The 19,818-nt window shown below is 65.4% G+C and carries 17 protein-coding genes and 1 pseudogene; 4 read left to right on the top strand and 14 right to left on the bottom strand.

Translation table 11 applies throughout. The features are described from left to right. Positions 1–33: 33 nt before the first annotated feature. Together dapC and argA are read right to left on the bottom strand one after the other, a co-directional pair. Positions 34–1,242: a succinyldiaminopimelate transaminase gene (gene dapC / locus J2W36_RS20380; RefSeq protein ID WP_307691599.1), complete on the bottom strand. Its 1,209-nt coding sequence runs from the start codon at positions 1,240–1,242 to the stop codon at positions 34–36. Positions 1,243–1,284: 42 nt separating this feature from the next. Next, a complete protein-coding gene (gene argA, locus J2W36_RS20375) occupies positions 1,285–2,634 on the bottom strand; it encodes an amino-acid N-acetyltransferase (protein ID WP_307691598.1) in 1,350 nt (449 codons plus the stop codon). 117 nt (positions 2,635–2,751) lie between these two features. On the opposite strand from argA, the gene hrpA reads away from it, so the two are divergent. Next, positions 2,752–6,810, top strand: coding sequence for an ATP-dependent RNA helicase HrpA (gene hrpA, locus J2W36_RS20370; RefSeq protein WP_442478271.1), 4,059 nt, complete (start codon positions 2,752–2,754; stop codon positions 6,808–6,810). A 140-nt stretch (positions 6,811–6,950) separates the two neighbouring features. Here hrpA and J2W36_RS20365 read toward each other — a convergent pair whose 3' ends face one another. The 12 genes and pseudogenes from J2W36_RS20365 to lptF form a co-directional block, all read right to left on the bottom strand. Beyond that, a complete protein-coding gene (locus J2W36_RS20365; protein ID WP_307691596.1) occupies positions 6,951–7,280 on the bottom strand; it encodes a hypothetical protein in 330 nt (109 codons plus the stop codon). A 32-nt stretch (positions 7,281–7,312) separates the two neighbouring features. Continuing rightward, the gene (locus J2W36_RS20360) at positions 7,313–7,495 is read right to left on the bottom strand and encodes a hypothetical protein (RefSeq protein WP_307691595.1); all 183 of its coding nucleotides are present in this window, start codon (positions 7,493–7,495) and stop codon (positions 7,313–7,315) included. Further along, complete coding sequence (locus J2W36_RS20355; RefSeq protein WP_307691594.1) at positions 7,488–8,666, bottom strand: SEL1-like repeat protein; 1,179 nt, start codon at positions 8,664–8,666, stop codon at positions 7,488–7,490. The genes J2W36_RS20360 and J2W36_RS20355 overlap by 8 nt, the downstream gene beginning before the upstream one ends. Then, a complete protein-coding gene (locus tag J2W36_RS20350; RefSeq protein WP_307691593.1) occupies positions 8,644–10,197 on the bottom strand; it encodes a tetratricopeptide repeat protein in 1,554 nt (517 codons plus the stop codon). Before J2W36_RS20350 ends, J2W36_RS20355 begins: the two co-directional genes overlap by 23 nt. 95 nt (positions 10,198–10,292) lie before the next feature. Then, positions 10,293–10,904, bottom strand: a complete 612-nt coding sequence (locus J2W36_RS20345) for a phospholipase D-like domain-containing protein (protein ID WP_307691592.1) — start codon at positions 10,902–10,904, stop codon at positions 10,293–10,295. 269 nt (positions 10,905–11,173) lie between these two features. Then, a pseudogene (locus J2W36_RS20340) lies at positions 11,174–12,004 on the bottom strand (type VI secretion system Vgr family protein); the annotation flags it as partial. Between the two features lie 313 nt (positions 12,005–12,317). Next, on the bottom strand, positions 12,318–12,470 hold the full coding sequence (locus J2W36_RS20335) for a DUF3309 family protein (RefSeq protein WP_307691591.1): 153 nt from the start codon (positions 12,468–12,470) through the stop codon (positions 12,318–12,320). 108 nt (positions 12,471–12,578) lie between these two features. Beyond that, positions 12,579–13,751 carry a pyridoxal phosphate-dependent aminotransferase gene (locus J2W36_RS20330; RefSeq protein ID WP_307691590.1) on the bottom strand — a complete coding sequence of 391 codons (1,173 nt, stop codon included), beginning with the start codon at positions 13,749–13,751 and terminating at the stop codon, positions 12,579–12,581. 26 nt (positions 13,752–13,777) lie between these two features. Then, positions 13,778–14,719, bottom strand: coding sequence for a CysB family HTH-type transcriptional regulator (locus tag J2W36_RS20325; protein WP_307691589.1), 942 nt, complete (start codon positions 14,717–14,719; stop codon positions 13,778–13,780). Positions 14,720–14,782: 63 nt separating this feature from the next. Further along, entirely contained in the window at positions 14,783–15,169 is a 387-nt protein-coding gene (locus J2W36_RS20320; RefSeq protein WP_307691588.1) for a sirohydrochlorin chelatase, read from the bottom strand. An 8-nt stretch (positions 15,170–15,177) separates the two neighbouring features. Further along, the gene (gene lptG / locus J2W36_RS20315; protein WP_307691587.1) at positions 15,178–16,290 is read right to left on the bottom strand and encodes an LPS export ABC transporter permease LptG; all 1,113 of its coding nucleotides are present in this window, start codon (positions 16,288–16,290) and stop codon (positions 15,178–15,180) included. Next, positions 16,287–17,399, bottom strand: coding sequence for an LPS export ABC transporter permease LptF (gene lptF / locus J2W36_RS20310; RefSeq protein ID WP_307691586.1), 1,113 nt, complete (start codon positions 17,397–17,399; stop codon positions 16,287–16,289). Before lptF ends, lptG begins: the two co-directional genes overlap by 4 nt. A 21-nt stretch (positions 17,400–17,420) precedes the next feature. Between lptF and J2W36_RS20305 the strand changes: the two genes are divergently transcribed. From J2W36_RS20305 to J2W36_RS20295, 3 genes are read left to right on the top strand one after another with little or no spacing between them, the layout of a single operon-like run. Next, entirely contained in the window at positions 17,421–18,947 is a 1,527-nt protein-coding gene (locus tag J2W36_RS20305) for a leucyl aminopeptidase (RefSeq protein WP_307691585.1), read from the top strand. After that, positions 18,944–19,381: a DNA polymerase III subunit chi gene (locus J2W36_RS20300; RefSeq protein WP_307691584.1), complete on the top strand. Its 438-nt coding sequence runs from the start codon at positions 18,944–18,946 to the stop codon at positions 19,379–19,381. Before J2W36_RS20305 ends, J2W36_RS20300 begins: the two co-directional genes overlap by 4 nt. After that, a complete protein-coding gene (locus J2W36_RS20295; protein ID WP_307691583.1) occupies positions 19,378–19,707 on the top strand; it encodes a hypothetical protein in 330 nt (109 codons plus the stop codon). The genes J2W36_RS20300 and J2W36_RS20295 overlap by 4 nt, the downstream gene beginning before the upstream one ends. Positions 19,708–19,818 lie beyond the last annotated feature (111 nt).

Below are 19,818 nucleotides of genomic sequence, written 5' to 3'. Positions count from 1 at the left end.
GTAAGGGGGACGGACGGTGGCGTGCGCTGCGCCTCAGCGAGGCGCTTTCCGAACGAAATCGACAATGCGGCGGGCCGCCTCGAGGCATTCCTCGGTTTCGGCCACGAGGGCCATGCGGATACGGCCGCGGCCGGGGTTGCTGCCCTGCGCGTCGCGCGCCAGATAGCTGCCCGGTAGCACTGTGACATTGTATTGAGCGTAGAGAGCGCGCGCGAAGGCCGCGTCGTCGCCGTCCCACTGCGCGGGGATACCGGCCCAAAGGTAGAAGCTCGCGTCGGGCAGCCGCACGTCCAGCACCTGTTCGAGCAGGGGCGTGACGGCCGCGAACTTGGCGCGGTATTGCGCGCGGTTGTCCACGACGTGCGCCTCGTCGCCCCAGGCTGCGATGCTCGCTGCCGCCACGGTGCCGCTCATCGCGCTGCCGTGGTAGGTCCGATAGAGCAGGAAGCTCTTGATGATGCCCGCATCGCCTGCGACGAAGCCGCTGCGCAGCCCCGGCACGTTGCTGCGCTTGGACAGCGAAGTCAGGGAGATCAGGTTCTTGAAGTCGTGGCGGCCGAGGCGGGCTGCGGCTTCGAGCCCGCCCAGCGGAGGCTCGTCGCGAAAGTAGATTTCGCTGTAGCACTCGTCGGAGGCGATGACGAAGCCGTGCCGGTCGGACAGATCGAAGAGCTTCTGCCATTCGTCCAGCGGCATCACCGCGCCGGTCGGGTTGCCGGGCGAACACACGAACACCAGTTGGGTGCGCGCCCACACGTCGGCCGGCACGCTGTCCCAGTCGACGGCGAAGTTGCGCGCGGCCACGCTGGGCGCGTAGTACACGTCGGCGCCCGACAGCAGGGCGGCGCCCTCGTAGATTTGATAGAACGGGTTGGGCGACACGACCACCGGCTTGAAGCCGGCGCTCGGGTCGATCACGGTCTGAGCGAGTGCAAACAGCGCCTCGCGCGAGCCGTTGACCGGCAGGACCTGCGTGGCGGGGTCCAGCGTCAGGTCGTAACGGGTCTTGAGCCAGTCCGTGAAGGCGGCACGCAGCCGGGGTTCGCCGGCGGTCGCCGGATAGGCTGCCAGCGCGCCCAGGCCGGCGGTCAGCGCTTCCTTGATGAAGGCCGGCGTCGGATGCTTGGGCTCGCCGATGCCCAGGCTGATGGCGCGCAGGTCGGCAGGGGGCGTGACGCCCGCGAAGAGTTGCCGCAGCCGTTCGAAAGGATAGGGCTGCAACCGGGCGAGCAAGGGATTCATGGCGTCGGATTATCCGTGAGTCCGGCGCCCCGGCGCACCGCCTCAGTTCAGCTTCTTGACCAGCACCTGGCTGCGGCGGTCCCAGTTGTACTTGCGCTTGCGCGCCTCGGGCAGCCAGTCGGGCTCCACCGGCGTGAAGCCGCGCTTGATGAACCAGTGCATGGTGCGCGTGGTGAGCACGAAGATGCTGTCGAACCCCATGGCCTTGGCGCGCTGCTCGATGCGCTTGAGGATGCGCTCGCCGTCGCCCACCGACTGCGCCTGTGGCGACACCGTCAGCGCCGCCATTTCCGCGGTGCGCTCCTCGGGAAAGGGATAGAGCGCCGCGCAGCCGAAGATCACGCCGTCATGCTCGATGACGGTGTATTGGTTGATGTCGCGTTCGATCTCGGTGCGGCTGCGCTTGACCAGCGTGCCATCACGCTCGAAGGGCTCGATCAGCTGCAGGATGCCGCCGATGTCGTCGACCGTGGCTTCGCGCAGCGATTCGAGCTTCTCGTCGATCACCATGGTGCCGATGCCGTCGTGCACGTAGATCTCCAGCAGCAGGGCACCATCGACCGCAAAGGGCAGGATGTGGCTGCGCTCCACACCGGCTTCGCAGGCCTTCACGCAATGCTGCAGGTAGAAGGCCGTGTCGGTCGGCCGCTGCGCCGGCGCCAGGGTGGCGAGCAGTTTTCTGGCGGCATCGAGCGGCAACTCGGTATCGATCGGGTTGTCTTCGCTCTCGGGCAGTTCGCTGTCGACGCGGATGCCGGGGATTTCGGTGAGGAAAATCAGCTTGTCGGCCTGGATGGACGTGGCCACGCTGGTGGCGACTTCTTCCATCGTGAGGTTGAAGGCTTCACCCGTCGGCGAAAAACCGAAGGGCGAGATCAGCACCATCGCGCCGAAGTCGAGTGTGCGGCGGATGCCCGAGCCGTCGACCTTGCGCACCAGGCCCGAATGCTTGAAATCGACGCCATCGACCACGCCCACGGGCCGGGCCGTGATGAAGTTGCCGGAAATCACGCGCACCGTGGAGCCGGCCATGGGCGTGTTCGGCAGGCCCTGGCTGAACGCCGCCTCGATTTCGTAGCGCAGCTGGCCCGCGGCCTCCTGCGCGCAGTCGAGCGCCACCGCGTCGGTGATCCGCATGCCGTGCGAATACTTGGCTTCGTGGCCCTTGGCGCGCAGCTGTTCATTGACCTGCGGCCGAAAGCCGTGCACCAGCACGATCTTCACGCCCATCGACTGGATCAGCGCCAGGTCCTGTGCGATGTTCTGCAGCTTGCCTGCTGCGATGGCTTCGCCGGCCACGGCCACCACGAAGGTCTTGCCCCGGTGCGTGTGGATGTAGGGCGCGACCGAGCGGAACCAGGGCACGAAGGTGAAATTGAAGACTGCGGACATGCGGGCGGGGCGAAAAGGCTTGGGAAAGGGCTTGGTTGGGGCGGGGCGCAGCCGCCGGGGCGGACTGGGATAATCCGCGATTCTCTCCGATGTCCCGGTCTTCGACCCGTTCCCGAACTGTCCGCCTTGTCTGCCGCTGCCGCACCCTCTCCGCTGAAGATCGAATTCCCCGAATCCTTGCCCGTTTCCGCACGGCGCCAGGAGATCGCCGACGCCATTTCGGCGAACCAGGTCGTCATCGTCTGCGGCGAGACCGGCTCTGGCAAGACCACCCAGTTGCCCAAGATCGCGCTGCTGCTGGGCCGTGGCAAGCTCAACGCGCCGCCGGGGCAGGGCCGGCTGATCGGCCACACGCAACCGCGCCGCATTGCGGCCAGTTCGGTCGCCAAGCGCATTGCCGAAGAGTTGAAGACGCCGCTGGGCGAAGTGGTCGGCTTCAAGGTGCGCTTCCAGGACCGCCTTTCCCGCGACGCCTCGGTCAAGCTCATGACCGACGGCATCCTGCTGGCCGAGACGCAGACCGATCCGCTGCTGAAGGCCTACGACACCATCATCATCGACGAGGCGCACGAGCGCTCGCTGAACATCGACTTCCTGTTGGGCTACCTGCGCGAGATATTGCCGCGCCGGCCCGACCTCAAGATCATCGTGACCTCGGCGACCATCGATGCCGACCGCTTCGCCAAGCACTTCGCGTCGCGCCAGGGCCCGGCCCCGGTCATCTATGTGTCCGGCCGTACCTTCCCGGTCGAGCAGCGTTACCGACCGTTCGAGGAGTCGCGCGAATACGACCTCAACCATGCGATTGCCGACGGCGTGGACGAACTCTGGCGCGACCCGCGCCAGGGCGGCGACATTCTGGTCTTCCTGCCCGGCGAGCGCGAGATCCGCGAGGCTGCCGACCACCTGCGCAAGCACCTGGCGCACCAGCCCGTGATGCGCAATGCCGAGGTGCTGCCGCTCTTTGCGCGCCTGTCGCCCGCCGAGCAGGACCGCATTTTCGACGGCCACACCGGCCGGCGCATCGTGCTGGCCACCAATGTGGCCGAAACCTCGCTGACGGTGCCGGGCACGCGCTACGTGATCGACACCGGCACGGCGCGCGTCAAACGTTATTCGTTTCGCAGCAAGGTCGAGCAGTTGCTGGTCGAGCCGATCAGCCAGGCGGCGGCCAACCAGCGCGCGGGCCGTTGCGGCCGCGTGGCCGACGGCATCTGCATCCGGCTCTACGACGAGAAGGATTTTCTCGGCCGACCGCGCTTCACCGACCCGGAAATCCTGCGCTCCTCGCTGGCTGGCGTGATCCTGCGCATGAAGTCGCTGCGCCTGGGCGACGTCGCGCGCTTCCCCTTCCTGGAAGCACCTGCGCCGCGCGCCATTGCCGATGGCTACCAGTTGCTCAACGAACTGGGCGCAGTCGACGATGCGAACGAGCTCACGCCCATCGGCCATGAGCTGGCCAAGCTGCCGCTCGATCCGCGCGTCGGCCGTATGATCCTGGAGGCGCGCTCGCGCGGTGCGCTGGAAGAGGTTCTGGTCATTGCCTCGGCGCTGTCGGTGCAGGACGTGCGCGACCGCCCGATGGAAGCGCAGCAGCAAGCCGACCAGGCCCATGCCAAGTTCGACGACGACAAGAGCGAATTCAGTGGCTACCTCACGCTGTGGAAGTGGATCGCCGACGCGCGGGGGGGCAACGCCCCACAGACGCGGCGTGAACTGCACGGCGACCCCGTGCGACGCGCCAGTGCCGCCGTGCTGCCGATTGGCCAGCGCACCGTGGCGCCGATCGCGCCACCCGTAGCCGAAGCGCTGCCCACGCACAAGATCAGCAACCGCCAGTACGAGCAACTGCTGCGGCAGAACTTCGTCAACATCCGGCGCCTGCGTGAATGGCGCGACATCCATTCGCAGCTGCTGACGGTGGTCACCGAGCACAAGTGGCAGCTCAACCGCCAGCCGGCCAGCTACGAGGCGCTGCACCTGTCGATGCTCGCCGGCCTGCTGGGTAACGTCGGCTGGAAGATGGAAGACCCGGCGGCCGGGCCGGGCGGTGCGCCTCCTGGCGGCGGCGGTGGCGGCGGGCGCAACAGCGAATACCTGGGCGCGCGCGGCATCAAGTTCTTCCCGCATCCGGGGGCCCATCTGCGCAAGCGCCCCGGCCGGTGGATCGTCGCCGCCGAGCTGGTCGAAACGACGCGCCTGTTCGGCCGTGGCATCGCCAACATCGAGCCGCAGTGGCTCGAACAGATTGCCGGCCATCTGCTGAAAAAGCAGTTGCTTGACCCGCATTGGGAGAAGAAGGGCGCCCAGGTCACGGCGCTGGAACGCGCCACGCTGTACGGGCTGGTGGTGTACAGCGGGCGGCGTGTCGACTTCACGCGGGTCGACCCGGTGGCCGCGCGGGAGATCTTCATCCGCGAGGCGCTGGTGGGCAACCAATGGGAAAGCAAGCTGCCTTTCCTGGCGGCCAACCGCAAGCTCATCAAGGAAGTCGAAGGGCTGGAGCACAAGTCGCGCCGCCAGGACGTGCTGGTCGACGACGAACTCATCTACGCCTTCTACGACGCACAACTGCCGCCCGACGTGGCCAGCGGTGCGTCGTTCGAGCACTGGTACCGCGAGCACTCCCGCGCCGAGCCGCGGCTGCTCTACCTGTCGCGCGAAGAGCTCATGCGCCACCAGGCAGCGGGCATCACCACGCTCTCTTTCCCGGCCACGGTCCGCCTGGGTGGCGTTGATTGCGCGGCGAGCTACCTGCATGCGCCGGGCGATGCGCGCGACGGCCTGACCGTGACGGTGCCGCTGTTCGTGCTCAATCAGGTGAGCGAGGAGCGCTGCGAATGGCTGGTGACCGGCATGCTCAAGGACAAGATCCAGGCGCTGCTGAAAAGCCTGCCGCAGCGCCCGCGCTCACGGCTCGTGCCGCTGCCCGAATCCGCCGCCCGGCTGACCGAGGTGCTGGCCGCGCCCGATGTGTTCGGTGCCGGCTCGCTCACCGACGCACTGCTCAAGCGCGTGCGCGAGCAGACCAGCATCGACGTCAAGCGTGCCGACTTCAAGCTCGACATGCTGCCGCCCCATCTGTTCATGAACCTGCTGGTGGTCGACGAGCATGGGCGCCAGCTGGGCATCGGCCGCAACCTCGGCGCGCTGAAGGCAGAACTGGGTTCGCAGGCGCGCGGTGCCTTCCAGGCGCTGGCAGGGCTGAACGTCAAGGCTTCGAAGCCGCCTGCGGTGTCCGGTGACGCGCCGGCGGCGCGAGGGGAGCGCGGCGCGGCGGCCGACCGGCCCGACAACGCGAAGCCCGCCACGCCGGCCCTGCCCGCTGGTGCGCGCTACACAGCCTGGACCTTCGGCGAACTGCCCGAGCTGATGGAAGTACGCCGTGGTGCGCAATCGCTCATCGGCTTTCCAGCGCTCATCGACCATGGCGACGGCGTGAGCATCGAGGTGTTCGATGAGCCAGCCGTGGCCGCCACCCGGCACCGCGCCGGGCTGCGCCGGCTCTTTGCGCTGCAGCTCAAGGACGCGTTGAAGTACCTGGAAAAGAACATCCCCGATCTGCAGAAGATGGCGGTCGCCTACATGCCGTTGGGCACCTCGGAAGAACTCCGCGCGCAGATCATCGACGTGGCGCTCGACCGCGCTTTCCTGCAGGAGCCGTTGCCGGAAGACGAACCCGCCTTCAAGCGCCGCATCGAGGAAGGCCGCGGGCGCCTGACGCTCATTGCCAACGAGGTGGCACGGCTGGCCAGCGCCATCCTCACGGACTATGCGGTGGCCGTACGCAAGATCAAGGACACGAAGATCCAGCCCGACGCCACAGCCGATGCGGCGCAGCAGCTTCAGCGCCTGATGGGCAAGCGCTTCATCGCTGACGCGCCATGGAGCCAGTTGCAGCATTTCTCGCGCTACCTGAAGGCGATCACGGCGCGGCTGGACAAGCTGCGCGCCGACCCGGCACGCGACGCGGCCAAGCTCGCAGAGTTCCGGCCGCAGGAGCAGCGCTATTGGCGGCTGGTGGCCGAACGCAAGGGGGCGGTCGACGACCGCATGCTGGAATTCCGTTGGCTGCTCGAAGAGCTTCGGGTGAGCTTCTTTGCACAGGAACTGCGCACGCCGCAGCCGGTGAGCGTGAAGCGCCTCGATAAGGCGTGGGCACAACTGCAGGCTTGAGAGCCCGGGTCAGTTCACACGCAGTCCTCGCTGCCTCGACTCCAGAACCGGCAACTGCAGCGGCCGTGCCTGGTCAACATCGTCCGAGAGCACGTCGAGAAAGTTGTTGTCCAGCGGCGCGCTCATCGGGCATGTGCCGGTCAGTCCGGTTGCCTGAGCACGATGCGGTCGCCGCCGATCACGCCGACCTCGACATCGTTCGCCACGAACTCCAGCAGCGCACCCGCCGCGTTGTAGGCGAAGCGCACTTCACCGCCGTTCGCGAACCTCAGGAAGTGCGACACCGAACCAAATGCGCGGGTGATCTGGTGCGTCTCCAGATCGGTGATGCCGTGAACGTCGACGCAGCGGATGCTGCGCAGTGTCACCTTGATACGACCTTCGGAAAGCAGGTGCAATTTGCCGGCTTCCCTGTGAGAGGTCAGTTGCTGGTCGGGTTCGACGCGGATGCGCCCGGGCTCGTTGGACATGGGGTGAAGTCTTTTGCGGTGCGCTCGGCTTCTCAACCAAGCCACCGGCCGTCGCCCACGAGAAAACGTACAAAGGCGTACAAGCAGCCAATAACCACAGCAATCACCGCGACGACCACCCACAACACCCAGCGCCAGAGCGTCCGGTCGAACTCTTCCTTTTCCGTCCGAAGTTTCAAGTCAGTCCTTCTTTTGCCCATTTCATCTTCATCCATGTTCGACAACGCCTTTCGTATCATGCAAGTCGCTCAATTTCACCTCGACGGTGCTGGCTTCGACCACCACAGGTTGAGCTTGCCGCCGCAGCACGTGGCCTTGGGGGATGTGGGCTCGGCCGGTGCGCTGCGCGCCGGGGGTGGGTTTCTCGGCAGGTTTGGCGACCAGGGGCTTGGCGGCGTTCAGCAGGGTCTCGCGCTTGCCGTCCCACATGGGCAAGGCGGCGGGGGGCAACGGCAGCACCTTGTCGAGGTTGGGGAAGCGCAGGTCGGGGTTGAGTTCGAGGGCTTCGTAAAGGACGGCGTAGCGCTCGTCACGGGCCTTGTCGATCACGTTGCCCGTCATGGGCCTTACAAGGCCAAAACTGACGGACAGAGCGCGCGCGCAATCCTTGCAGCCCAGTTTCACACCTTCGTGATAAACACGGAGTGCCCGGGCGTTGTCTTCGCCAAGTGAAGGATCGCTCCCAGTGATGGTCAGGGCCAACGTGTAGGCTGCATCGCCATTACTCTGCGCAAAACTGCATTCGAGCATCTTCAGCGCCACCTCCCGGTTGCCCCAGAAGCCCTGATCGGGATTGTCGTAAGTGCCTTTCAGTTTGGCGCCCAAATACGCCTGCGCCGCCGAACTCCCCATGTCCGCGGCCAGTTGCCAGAACGCATAGGCCCGGCTTGCATCGCCCTTCACGCCGATGCCGCGCTGGTGGTAGGTGCCCATCTTGTCGAAGGCGGCGGGCACGCCCTGCTTCATCAGCCCTTCGACCAGCAGCACGGCCTGTTCGCTGTCCTGGGCCACGCCCAGGCCGCTTTCATAAAGACCGGCCAGGTTCATGGCGGCCTTCCAGTGGCCCATGCCCGCGGCCTGCTTCCACAACTGCGCCGCCTTGGCGTAGTCGCGCTGCTCGAACATGAGGTCGTAGGTGGTAACCGCCATGCCTTGCTGGAACAGCGCGTCGGCCTCGGCCGTGAAGGGTGGGTTGGCATCGGCCTCGTACTTGCAGGTGAAGTCGGCCCGGTGCGGGTCGAAGGCCTTCAGGTTCATGTTGCGGGGCAGGTGGTTCATAGGGCAGGCCGTCAGATTCAATAGAACGAAGACGGCCGCCAGCAACAACGGCAACGCAGGCCCGCGACGACCTTCGTCAGCTTGATCAGCTTGCCGTCTGCGCATCATGCAAGTCGCTCAAGGTCACCTCGACGATGCCCGAGCGCTGGGGCTGGTTGGCGTTGTCCAGCCACAGCCACTTCACCTCATGCGGCGCGATGGGGATGTGCTGATGCCGGGGATCGGGGAAGGACTGGCCCTTCTCGACATAGGCGAAGCGGTCCCAGCGGTTGTAGAGCCGGGCCATCGGATGGTCCCTGGGCACCTGGCCACCCCAAACGCCCGTGCGCGGACAGGGCAACATGCCTTTGCAGTGCAGCAGAGGCACGGGCACACGGGTGCTGCGGGCGATGCCCTGCGCCACCCGGGGATGCGTGGGCACGTGCACGGGCGAGGCTTCGCCCAGGTAGTGCCAGACGGTGCGGGGCGCGTAGTTGGCGTACGCGCCCAGGCTGCGGCGGTCTGCGGCCTCGAAGGTTTCGCCCTGGGCGTAGCGCTGCGGGACCTGGGCATCTTCCCAGGCCTGCTCGTGATCGCGGTAGACCTTGGCCAGGCGGGCAAGCCAGTAGCCACTGTGGGGCACGAGGGTGCTGGCTTCGACCACCAGAGCTTGCGCTTGCCGCCGCAGCACGTGGCCTTGCGGGATGTGGGCTCGGCCGGTGCGTTGCGCGCCGGGGGTGGGTTTCTCGGCGGGTTTGGCGACCAGGGGCTTGGCGGCGTCCAGGAGGGTTTCGCGTTTGCCGTCCCAGAGGGGCAGTGCGGCAGGCGGCAGCGGCAGCACCTTGTCGAGATTGGGGAAGCGCAGGTCGGGGTTGAGTTCGAGGGCTTCCCTCAGCAGGCGGTAGCGATCCGACCGGGCCGTGTCGATCGTATTGCCCGTCATAGGCCTCACAAGATCAAAACTGACGGACAGATCGCGTGCGCAATCCTTGCAGCCCAGTTTTACGCCTTCGTGATAAACGCGGAGTGCACGGGCATTGTCTTCGCCAAGCGATGCGTCATCTCCTGTGATGGTCAGAGCCAGCGTATAGGCGGCATCGCCGTTACCCTGTGCAAAACTGCATTCGAGCATCTTCAGCGCCACCTCCCGGTTGCCCCAGAAACCCTGATCGGGATTGTCGTAAGTCCCTTGCAGCTTGTAGCCTAGGTGAGCCTGGGCCGCCGAACTCCCCATGTCCGCCGCGAGTTGCCAGAACGCATAGGCGCGGCTCGCATCGCCCTTCACGCCGATGCCGCGCTGGTGGTAGGTGCCCATCTTGTCGAAGGCGGCGGGCACGCCCTGTTTCATCAGGCCTTCGACCAGCAGCACGGCCTGTTCGCTGTCCTGCGGCAGGCCCAGGCCGCTCTCATAAAGACCGGCAAGGTTCATCGCGGCCTTCCAGTGGCCCATGCCCGCGGCCTGCTGCCACAACTGCGCCGCCTTGGCGTAGTCGCGCTGCTCGAACACCAGGTCGTAGCTGGTCACCGCCATGCCCTGCTGGAAGAGTGCGTCGGCCTCGGCCGTGAAGGGCGGGTTGGCATCGGCCTCGTACTTGCAAGTGAAGTCGGCCCGGTGCGGGTCGAACGCCTTCAGGTTCATGTTGCGGGGCAGGTGGTTCATGGGGCAGGCCGTCAAACTCAATAGGACGAGAACAAGGACCAGCAGCAAGGCCGGCCAGCGAAATGGATGGATGCGCAGGGCAGGAAGTGGCGCGTTCATGCGAGCCGGATGGTGCTGGTGCGCTCGTCGAGGAACTTGACGAGGAAGCTGGAAAGCGACTGCCCTTTGAACTTCTGAACGAGGTTGGCACTAGCCTCTTTTTCCCACTTGTCAAATGTCTTTGACATCGCAACCTGATCCGTCGCATCCCCACCCCCATCGAACTGCCCCTTCGTGTGCTGATGCCACACTCGCTGTCTCAGGTCCTTCGCCTTGAGCGCGTCGTCGCTGGCGATGTTGATCTCGCTGTCCACCGCGAAGCTGCGCAGGTTCAGGTTGGCGCTGCCCAGCGTGAACATGCTGTCGTCGATGATCATCAGCTTGCTGTGGATGTAGACCTCGCGGTAGCGCTGGGCGGTCGCGTTTCGGAGCTCCTTGCTGCGGTCGGGCGGCGGCAACGGCGGAACGCGCGTATCGGTCGAAGTGCCCCAGCCGCCGGCATGGATGCTGTCGGCCCTTGCCTGGTTCTGGGCGGCCTGGTAGCGGTCCCACTCCTTCTTCTGCTGCGCATAGCGCTGCTTTTCTTGGTCGATGCGCTGCGCGACGGGCAGCTTCGAGACGCGCCATTCGTCGTCATAGGTCCACAGGCTGGCGACCAGCGTGCGCATGCGCAGCGCCTGGCTGAGCATGTCGCGCACGTCCCGTCCGCTTTTGCCTTCGCTGGCTGCCTTGTGGGCCTGGGCCAGTTCGGACAAGGGCTGAGGCACCCCGGGAAACGCGGGCGGCTGGAGTTCCTTGCTTTGCCCCGATTCGTAGGCTTGGCGCCGCCGCTTGAACTCCGCCATGTCGCGCTCGGCCCGGGCATGACGATCCAGACCTCCGCGTCGGATTGGCCGGTGGGGCGCGGGTCCTTGCGGCTCTGCGTCAGGTCGGCTTTGGGGCGGGTGTAATCGCAGTCGCGGCTGGTGTACTGGCCGCTGGTCAGGCTGCTCGTGGGGACGAAGCTGCTCAGGTATTCGGCATCGGTCTTCCACCCCGGCGCGTGGTATTCCACCTCCTGGTAGGCGGCGCTGTCGTTGGGCTTGTACGCCCCCATGTTGTCGATGAGAACGAGCCGGTGCGCACCCTCGCTGTGCTCGAAGAAGTAGCTGATGCCCCATTCCTGGCACAGGCGGCTGAAGAAGTCGAAGTCGCTCTCGTTGTACTGACACTGATAATCGCGAAGGGGGTAGAGCTGGCCCTCGATACCGTCCAGGCCCATGAGGCGCTTGTCGACGGGGAAGGCATAGTCGGCCAGCAGTTCGTCCAGGATATGCACCACGCTCTGGTTCTGGAAGATGCGGCAGTTGGTGCGCAGCGTGGCCTTGTGCAGCCAGGGGCGCAAGGTGAGCTTGTACTGCAGGTGGCGGCCTTCCTCGCCCCAGAAGCAGGCCTCGGCGATGAGGGCGTTTATCTGGCGCACGCCGATGCCCACATGGTCAACCGAGGCGCCGACCGCGCCAGGGAGGAACTGGCCCATGCCGTCCAACTGGATCGTGCAGCTGATCTCGCGACCCACGAAGCTGTCGAGGTCCCAGTCGGCTGCACCGCTGGCACCGGGGTTCAGACCCTCGGGGGTCTTGAGCAGGAGCTCGTATTCGAACGGCGAATTGAGGCCTTCGCGGCCCGAGAGGCGAACCCGCTCAAGGGCAGGGCGGCCCAGGAACTCGGGGATGGCGGGGCTGCTGATTTCGAGCGTGTGCGTGCGCGCAGCACTGAATGCGGACATGGCGTTTTCTCCTTTGGTGACTCTGTGGTCTGGCGCTGTTCGATCCGAGCTTTCGAAATCTGAATGCCACGGAAGACAGCGGCTGCATGGCCGGATTCTGGGCGTGCAAAGCCACAAAATTCGTCAACAAGGGTCAAATCGCGCGATTTACACCTTAAGTGCCAGATACTTCACGCGCGGCAGCTTGATGATGGGTGCTTCGGCTTGCGATCGGTGCAATCGGCTGCGGGTCGATTGAACTTTCCTTTCCATGGACGCAGCAGGACAAAAAAAAGCCCGCAAATGCGGGCTTTTCATTTCAGCGTGGTCAGGTCTATATCCGACCCATCACCAGAAGCACGATCACGACGATCAGCACCAGTCCGAGGCCACCGCTCGGGCCATAGCCCCAGCTTCGGCTGTGCCCCCAGGTCGGCAGCACCCCGATGAGCAACAGAATCAGGATTACCAACAAAATCAACGACATGAACTTCTCCTAAGGGCTTGTGTTTGAAGCCCTCATGTTCGTCGGCTGCAGCGTCATGCCCTAGAGAGAACGGCGCCTTCGGCGGTCAGGACAATCCTACGGTGGGTGTCAGAGCTTCGCCAGCCGGTCGATCGCGTGGCGCAAGGTTTCATCCTTCTTGGCGAAGCAGAAGCGCACCACGCGCTGGTCGAATCCGTTGCCGTAGAAGGCCGACAGCGGAATGGCAGCGACGCCGATCTCGCGCGTGAGCCACTGGCAGAAGTCCGCCTCGCCGAGGTCGCTCACCTCGCTGATGTCCACGCACTGGAAGTAGGTGCCGCCGCTGGGCAGCAGCTTCAAGCGCGTGCGAGCCAGGCCTTCTGCAAACAGGTCGCGCTTGCGCTGATAGAACGCGCTCAGGTCGAGGTAGGGGGCCGGATCTGCCATGTAGCTGGCCAGCGCGTGCTGCATGGGCGTGTTCACCGTGAACACATTGAACTGGTGAACCTTGCGGAACTCGGCCGTCAGCGACGCAGGCGCCGCTACGTAGCCGACCTTCCAGCCCGTGACGTGGTAGGTCTTGCCGAAGCTGCTCACGATGAAGCTGCGTGCCGCCAGGCCCGGAAAACGTGCAGCGCTCTCATGGCGCGCACCGTCATAGACCATGTGCTCGTAGACCTCGTCGCTGATGACGAATACATCGGTGGGCGCAAGCAGCGCTTCGAGCTGGCGCATCTCGGCTTCGGTCCACACCGTGGCGCTCGGGTTGTGGGGCGTGTTGACGATGATGGCGCGTGTGCGCGGCGACAGCGCCGCACCGATCTTGTCGAAGTCAGGCCGGAAGGTGCCCGGCGTGAGCGGCACGCGCACGACCGTGCCGCCTGCCAGTTCGATGTTGGGCACATAGCTGTCGTAGCAGGGCTCCAGCACGATCACCTCGTCGCCTGGACGCACGATCGCCAGCACGGCGGTGATGATCGCCTGCGTGGCGCCGGCGGTCAGCGTGATCTCGGTGGCTGCACTGTAGCTGCGGCCATACAGTGCGGCGATCTTGGCTGCCACGGCTTCGCGCAAGGCCGGTATGCCCGGCATCGGTGGATACTGGTTGTGGCCCGCGGCCATGGCGGCGGTCACGGCATCGAGCAGCTTCGGGTCGCAGTGAAAGTCCGGAAAGCCCTGGCCCAGGTTGACGGCCTGCGTCTCTGCGGCGAGCGCCGACATCACGGTGAAGATGGTGGTGCCGACGGCAGGCAGCTTGGTGCCGACTTCGGGCGTGCGGGGCGAAGAAAGAACAGTGCTCATGGTGTGCGCGAAGACAGGAAGGGAAATCAGAGTTCGTAGTCCTGCTGTTGGCCGCTGAGGGCCTTGGCAATCAGGTTGCGGTCGAGCCGGTCGCTGAGCAGCTCGGCGAACTTGAAGACGAAATTGCGCAGGTAGGCGCTGCGCTTGAAGGCCACGCGCGCAATGTTCTGGCCGAAGATGTGGCCCATGGGTTTGACCACGAGGTCGGCGTTGGTGTCGTCGCGCACGGCCATCTCGGCCACGATGCCCACGCCCAGGCCCAGCCGCACGTAGGTCTTGATCACGTCCGAGTCGATGGCTTCGAGCGCGATGCGCGGCGTCAGTTTCTTCTGCGCAAACGCATGGTCGATGCGGGTGCGACCGGTAAAGGAGGGGTGGTAGGTGATGATCGGCTCGTGCGCGAGGTCTTCGAGCGACACGCGATCCTTGTTCGCCAGTGGATGGTCTTTCGGCAGGACCAGCACGTGCTGCCATTCGTAGCAGGGCATGGTCACCAGTTCGGCGTAGCCGTCGAGCGATTCGGTGGCGATACCGATCTCGGCGATCTCGTCGATCACCATGCGCGCCACCTGGTCGGGCGATCCCTGATGCAGGCTGACGTTGACCTTGGGATAGGCCTCGCGCAATCTGGCCACCGGCACGGGCAGCACGTAGCGCGCCTGCGTGTGCGTGGTCGCGATGGAGAGCGTGCCGCTGTCCTGCGCGCTGAACTGCTCGCCGATGCGCTTGAGGTTGCCAACCTCGCGCATGATGAGTTCGATGCTGGCGATGACGTGCTGGCCCGGCTCGGTCACGCGCTTGAGGCGCTTGCCGTGGCGCGCAAAAATCTCGACGCCCAGCTCCTCCTCCAGCTCGATGATCGCTTTGGACACGCCGGGTTGCGAGGTATGCAGCGCCTTGGCCGCTTCCGTCAGGTTCAGGTTGCGTCGCACCGCTTCCTGGACGAACTTGAACTGGTGAAGATTCATAACAAATTCCGTCTCATTGCGGATTTCATTATGCCTTCTGAATCTATCGATTGACTGCGTCGATCAGTTTTTCAACGCCATGCGGGCGAGCAGTGCGATGACTTCGGGGGCTTCGCCAACCGCCGGGGCGAGGGAGAAATCGACCGCAGGATGGGCCGTGCGCAGTTGCTCGATCAGCAGCGGCAGGTCTTCGCGCACATGCTTGCCCATGCCGAGGAACAGAGGCACCACCCGGATCGAGCGCGCGCCATGCGCGATAAGCGCGCCGGCGGCGGTGGGCAGGTCGGGCTCGACCAGTTCGAGGTAGGCGCAGGCCACGCGCGCGGTCGGGTCTTGTGCGATCACGCTGCGCGCGACGGCTTCGACCGGTTCGCGCCAGCGTGCATCGCGCGAACCGTGGGCGAACAGGAGAATGCCGCGCGCGCTGGGGGGTGTATTGGAAATCGTCATTTTTTGCGTCATCGCCTCAACACCAGCCAGCCGAAGGCCGCCAGTGACACCACTGAATAAATCAACCCCGGCGCGGCCGCAGTGAGCCAGGGCAACCAGTTGCTCAGGTTGCCGATGTAGCCGAACACGTTGTTCAGAAGGAAAAAACTGATCCCGATGAGCACACCACCGAACACATAGGTGGTGATGCCGCTTTGCCGGAAGTGCAGGTAGGCGAAGGGCAGGGCAAGCACCACCATCACCAGGCACGACAGCGGGTAGAACACCTTGCGCCAGAACTGGATCTCATAGCGCTGCGCAGTCTGGCCGTTGGCGTCCAGGTGGCGGATGTACTCGAACAGGTCGATCGTCGGCATGCGGTCCGGCTTGAGCAGTGCGACCGAGACCATCTCCTGGGTGAGCGTGGTCGGCCAGCGCAACTCCGGCGACATCGTCGTGAAGACGCGTGCCTTGTCGCCGGCATTGCGCGTTTCGTAGTGCTGGCGCTCGGCCTCGTACAGCACCCAGGCGCCGTCCACGGCACGCGCGGAACTCGCTGAAATCTGGTCCGAGACGAAGCCTTGCGCATCGAAGACGAAGATCCGCGGCGAGCGCAGGCTGCCGTCGCGGTTCATCGAATTCACATTCACCGCATAGGACTTGTCGTCCTGCTTTTCCTTGAGCCAGGCGCCGGTGGTGCCGATGGTGGCAAACACATCGCCCTGGAAGCGCGCCTTGAGCAGTTGCGCTGCGCGGTCGGCCGCAGGCGCCACGTAGTCACCGATGGCAAAGGTCAGCACCACGAAGCCCGCGCCCAGCACCAGCAGCGAACGCAGTGCGCGCCACGGGCCCAGACCGCTGGTGCGCAGAATGGTGTATTCCGAACTCTGCGCCAGGCGCGCCATCACGAAGATGGTGCCGATGAGCACGGCGATCGGCAGCAGTTCGTAGAGGTGGCTCGGGATCAGCAAGGCGACGTAGGCCAGCGCCTGGGGCGCGCCGTAGCCGAGCGTGTCCGGCTTGCCGATATCGCCCAGCTCGTCGACGAAGTCGAAAAAGAAGAACAGGCTCAAAAAGCCGAGCGCGACAAAAGCGACAGCCTTCAGCACCTCGGTATAGATCAGGCGGCGGATGGTTTTCACGCGGTCGTCGAAGAAGGGGTGGAGGGCGCTGCGCGACGGCTGCGTCGGGCCCAGTTGTTGTTGCGCTTGGCCAGCCAGGCCACGGCGATGAGGAACACGCCGCCGTGCAGGCCAATCAGAAAGCCGGCCAGGCCGAAGCGCCCGGAGCCTACCCAACTCTGGCCGATGTTGAGCAGGTTGTAATAGACGAGGAAGGCGAACAGCGCAAACAGCAGGTTGCCGCTTCGGCCCACACGCGGGTTCACACTCGACAGCGTGAGCGCGAGCAGCACGAAGTTGATGCCCGCGAAGAGCATGCCGATGCGCCAGCCGAATTCGCCCATGTTGGGCGCATTGCGCTCGGCCAGCAGCCGCATGGTCGTGCGGGCCCGCAAGGGGGCGTCGTCGAGCGACGTCGGTACGCTCGAGCCGATGCGTGCGCCGTAGGTCTGGAACTCGCTGATCTTGATGCCGGCGGCCGGGTCGACCGGGCGCTCGATCCGCTGGCCGTTGCTGAGCATCAGATAGCGTGCCTCGCCAATGCTCTCGACGCGCCCGCTGCGCGCGGAAGTCACGATCTGCAGGCCGCGCTCGACCGACGAGATGAACACGTTGGTTGCGGTGGCCGCATCGGGCGCGTCCTTGTCGATGAAGAAGACGCGATTGTGGGCCGACGATTCGCGGAACTCGCCGGGCGCAATGCGTTCGAGGTCGCTGCGGCGCTCGTACTGGTCGCGCATGCCCTGGGTCTGCGAGTTGGACCAGGGCCAGCCGAAGAGCGACAGTGCCGCGATCAAGACCAGCACCGGCCACGCGAAGCCGAACAGCGGCCGCACGAAATCGACCAGCCCGCGCCCGCTGGAAAACCAGATGACCATCTCGCTGTCGCGGTACATGCGAGAAAGCGTGCCGACGATCGAGACGAACAGGCTCAGGCTGAGGATGGTTGGCATGTAGCCGAGCACGGTGTAGCCCATCACGAGCATCACGTCGGACGGGTTCACACTGCCCTTGGATGCCAATCCGAGCGTGCGGATCAGCATCATGGTCATCACGATCGTGACCAATACCACCAGCGTGGCACCGAAGCTGCGGGACAGCTCCTTACGTAGAGAGGAATGGAATAACATCGTCGAGGGAAAAAAAGGATTATGGACTTTCAACTCAAGACCCTCACCACCGCACAGGCAGCCAACGAGAAGACGGACGCACTGATCGTCCTCGTCGGCAGCACTGTCTCCGATCCTGCCAGCGCCTCCAAGGACGTGCTGGCCCCGTTGATCGCCGCTGCCCGCCAGGCGGGCGATCTGCCCGACAAGCCCGGCAAGCTGCTGGCGCTGTACCGCCCAGGCGGCATTGCAGCGCCTCGCGTCGTGCTCGCCGCCATCGGTGACGGCACGCCAGCGTCGGTGCGCAGCGCCGTGGGGGCGGCCATTCAGTCGGTCAAGGCGGCCAGCCCCAAGCGGGTCGCGCTGGTGTTCGCCCAGGCGGCCGATGGCGCCGCCGTGCGTGCGGCCGTTCTGGCCGCGGCCGACGCGAGCTACGTCTACACCACGACGAAGTCGAAGGCCAAGGCCGAGCCGCGCTGCATCACGCAGGTCACGCTCGGGTTGCCGGGTTCGGCTGCCGTGGCGGAGGCTTTCCGCATGGCCACGGCCACGGTCACCGGCATCGAGTTCGCCAAGGAATGGGGCAACCGGCCTGCCAACTTCGCGACGCCCACGCTGCTGGCCACCGCCGCCCAGTCCATCGGCGCCATGCCGCGCATGAAGTGCGAAGTGCTGGGCCCCAAGGAAGTCGCCAAGCTGGGCATGGGCTCCTTCGCCGCTGTCGCGCAGGGCTCAAGCGAGCCCCTGCGCTTCATTGTTCTGCATTACCAGGGCGCACCCAAGGCGCAAGCCCCCGTGGTGCTGGTTGGCAAGGGCATCACCTTCGACACCGGCGGCGTGTCGATCAAGCCGGCAGCGGACATGGACGAAATGAAGTTCGACATGTGCGGTGCAGCCAGCGTGCTGGGCGTGTTTCGTGCGCTGGCCGAGATCAAGCCGTCGATCAACGTCGTGGGCCTGATTCCGGCAGCAGAAAACATGAACGATGGCCGTGCGCTCAAGCCGGGCGACGTGGTCACCAGCATGAGCGGCCAGACCATCGAGGTACTCAATACCGATGCCGAGGGTCGGCTGGTGCTGTGCGACGCGCTCACCTATGCCGAGCGCTTTTCCCCGGCGGCCGTGATCGACATCGCCACCCTGACGGGTGCTTGCGTGGTGGCGCTGGGCGGCGTGCGCAGTGGCATGTTCTCGGCCGATGACGCCCTGGCCCGGGCACTCGAACAGGCCGGTGAAACGGCACAGGACCGCTGCTGGCGTCTTCCTCTGGACGACGAGTACGCCGACGGACTCAAGAGCAACTTCGCCGACGTGGCCAATATCGGCGGGCGGGCGGGCGGGGCCATCACAGCGGCCAAGTTCCTGCAGCGCTTCACGGCCAAATTCCCCTGGGCCCACCTCGACATCGCCGGCACAGCGTGGAAAAGCGGCGCAGCCAAAGGCTCGACCGGGCGCCCGGTCGGCCTGCTGCTGAGCTACTTGCTGGCGCGTGCCGAAGAGGCTGCGCAGACACCGGCGGCTTCGACTGCACCCCGCAAGGCCGCGCGCAAAACGCGCACCGCGACGTGACGGGCATCGACTTTCATTTCAACATGCCCGACAAGGTGGGCTATGCCTGCCGCCTGTTGCGCAAGGCCGTGAGCAGCAAGGGCGCCCGGGTCGTCGTGGTGGCCGAGACGCCGGTACTCGACGCCATCGACCTGGCGCTCTGGCAATTCTCGGCGGTCGATTTCATTGCTCACTGCCGTGCCGATGCGGAGCCGGCCGTGCTGGCGCGCTCGCCGGTGGTGCTTGCCGCCAGTTGCGGTGCGCCGCTGCCGCACCAGCAGGTGGTCGTCAATCTGGGCGCGCAGGTGCCCACCGGGTTCGAGCGCTTCGAGCGACTGGTCGATATCGTGAGCAACGACGAGGACGAGCGCCAGAGCGCACGCGCGCGCTGGCGCCACTATGCCGACCGGGGCTACGCGATCACCCGGCACGATCTCGCGGGGAGCCGGCCATGAGCAACCCACCGCGCAGGCCGCCGTCTTTCGTGCCGACGCTCACGGATGTTGTTGCGCCTGGTATGTCATCCACTGCGGCGCGAGACCCAAACGGGGAGGGGCCCGAGCTCGAAGAGCTCGTGGTCCAGCGCGTCATGGAGCGTGTGGCACTGACGTTGGAAGATCAATTGAGCGACGCGGTGTCAGCTGCGGTTCAGCTTCACCTGGATGCTATGAGCGCGCAATTGCGGGTCGAAATTGAAGGCGTCGTGCGGCGTTTGACAACAGACGCCCTGGCACGGGAACTTTCTGAAACTACAGGGTCTGCGCGGATTTCCCGAGCCTGATCCTCGGCTAAACTGCGCCGGGTTAGAGGGCGCCGGGGTGCCTGAAGACTCGACACGGCGCGGAATTTGCTGTGGTGTCGTACCGATTCAGAAGAACGGTTTTTTTACTCA

Source organism: Variovorax ginsengisoli (assembly GCF_030811835.1).
Taxonomy (GTDB): Bacteria; Pseudomonadota; Gammaproteobacteria; order Burkholderiales; family Burkholderiaceae_C; genus Variovorax; species Variovorax ginsengisoli_C.
Note: the sequence above shows the minus strand (reverse complement) of the source record. Positions and strands in the feature narration are given on the sequence as shown.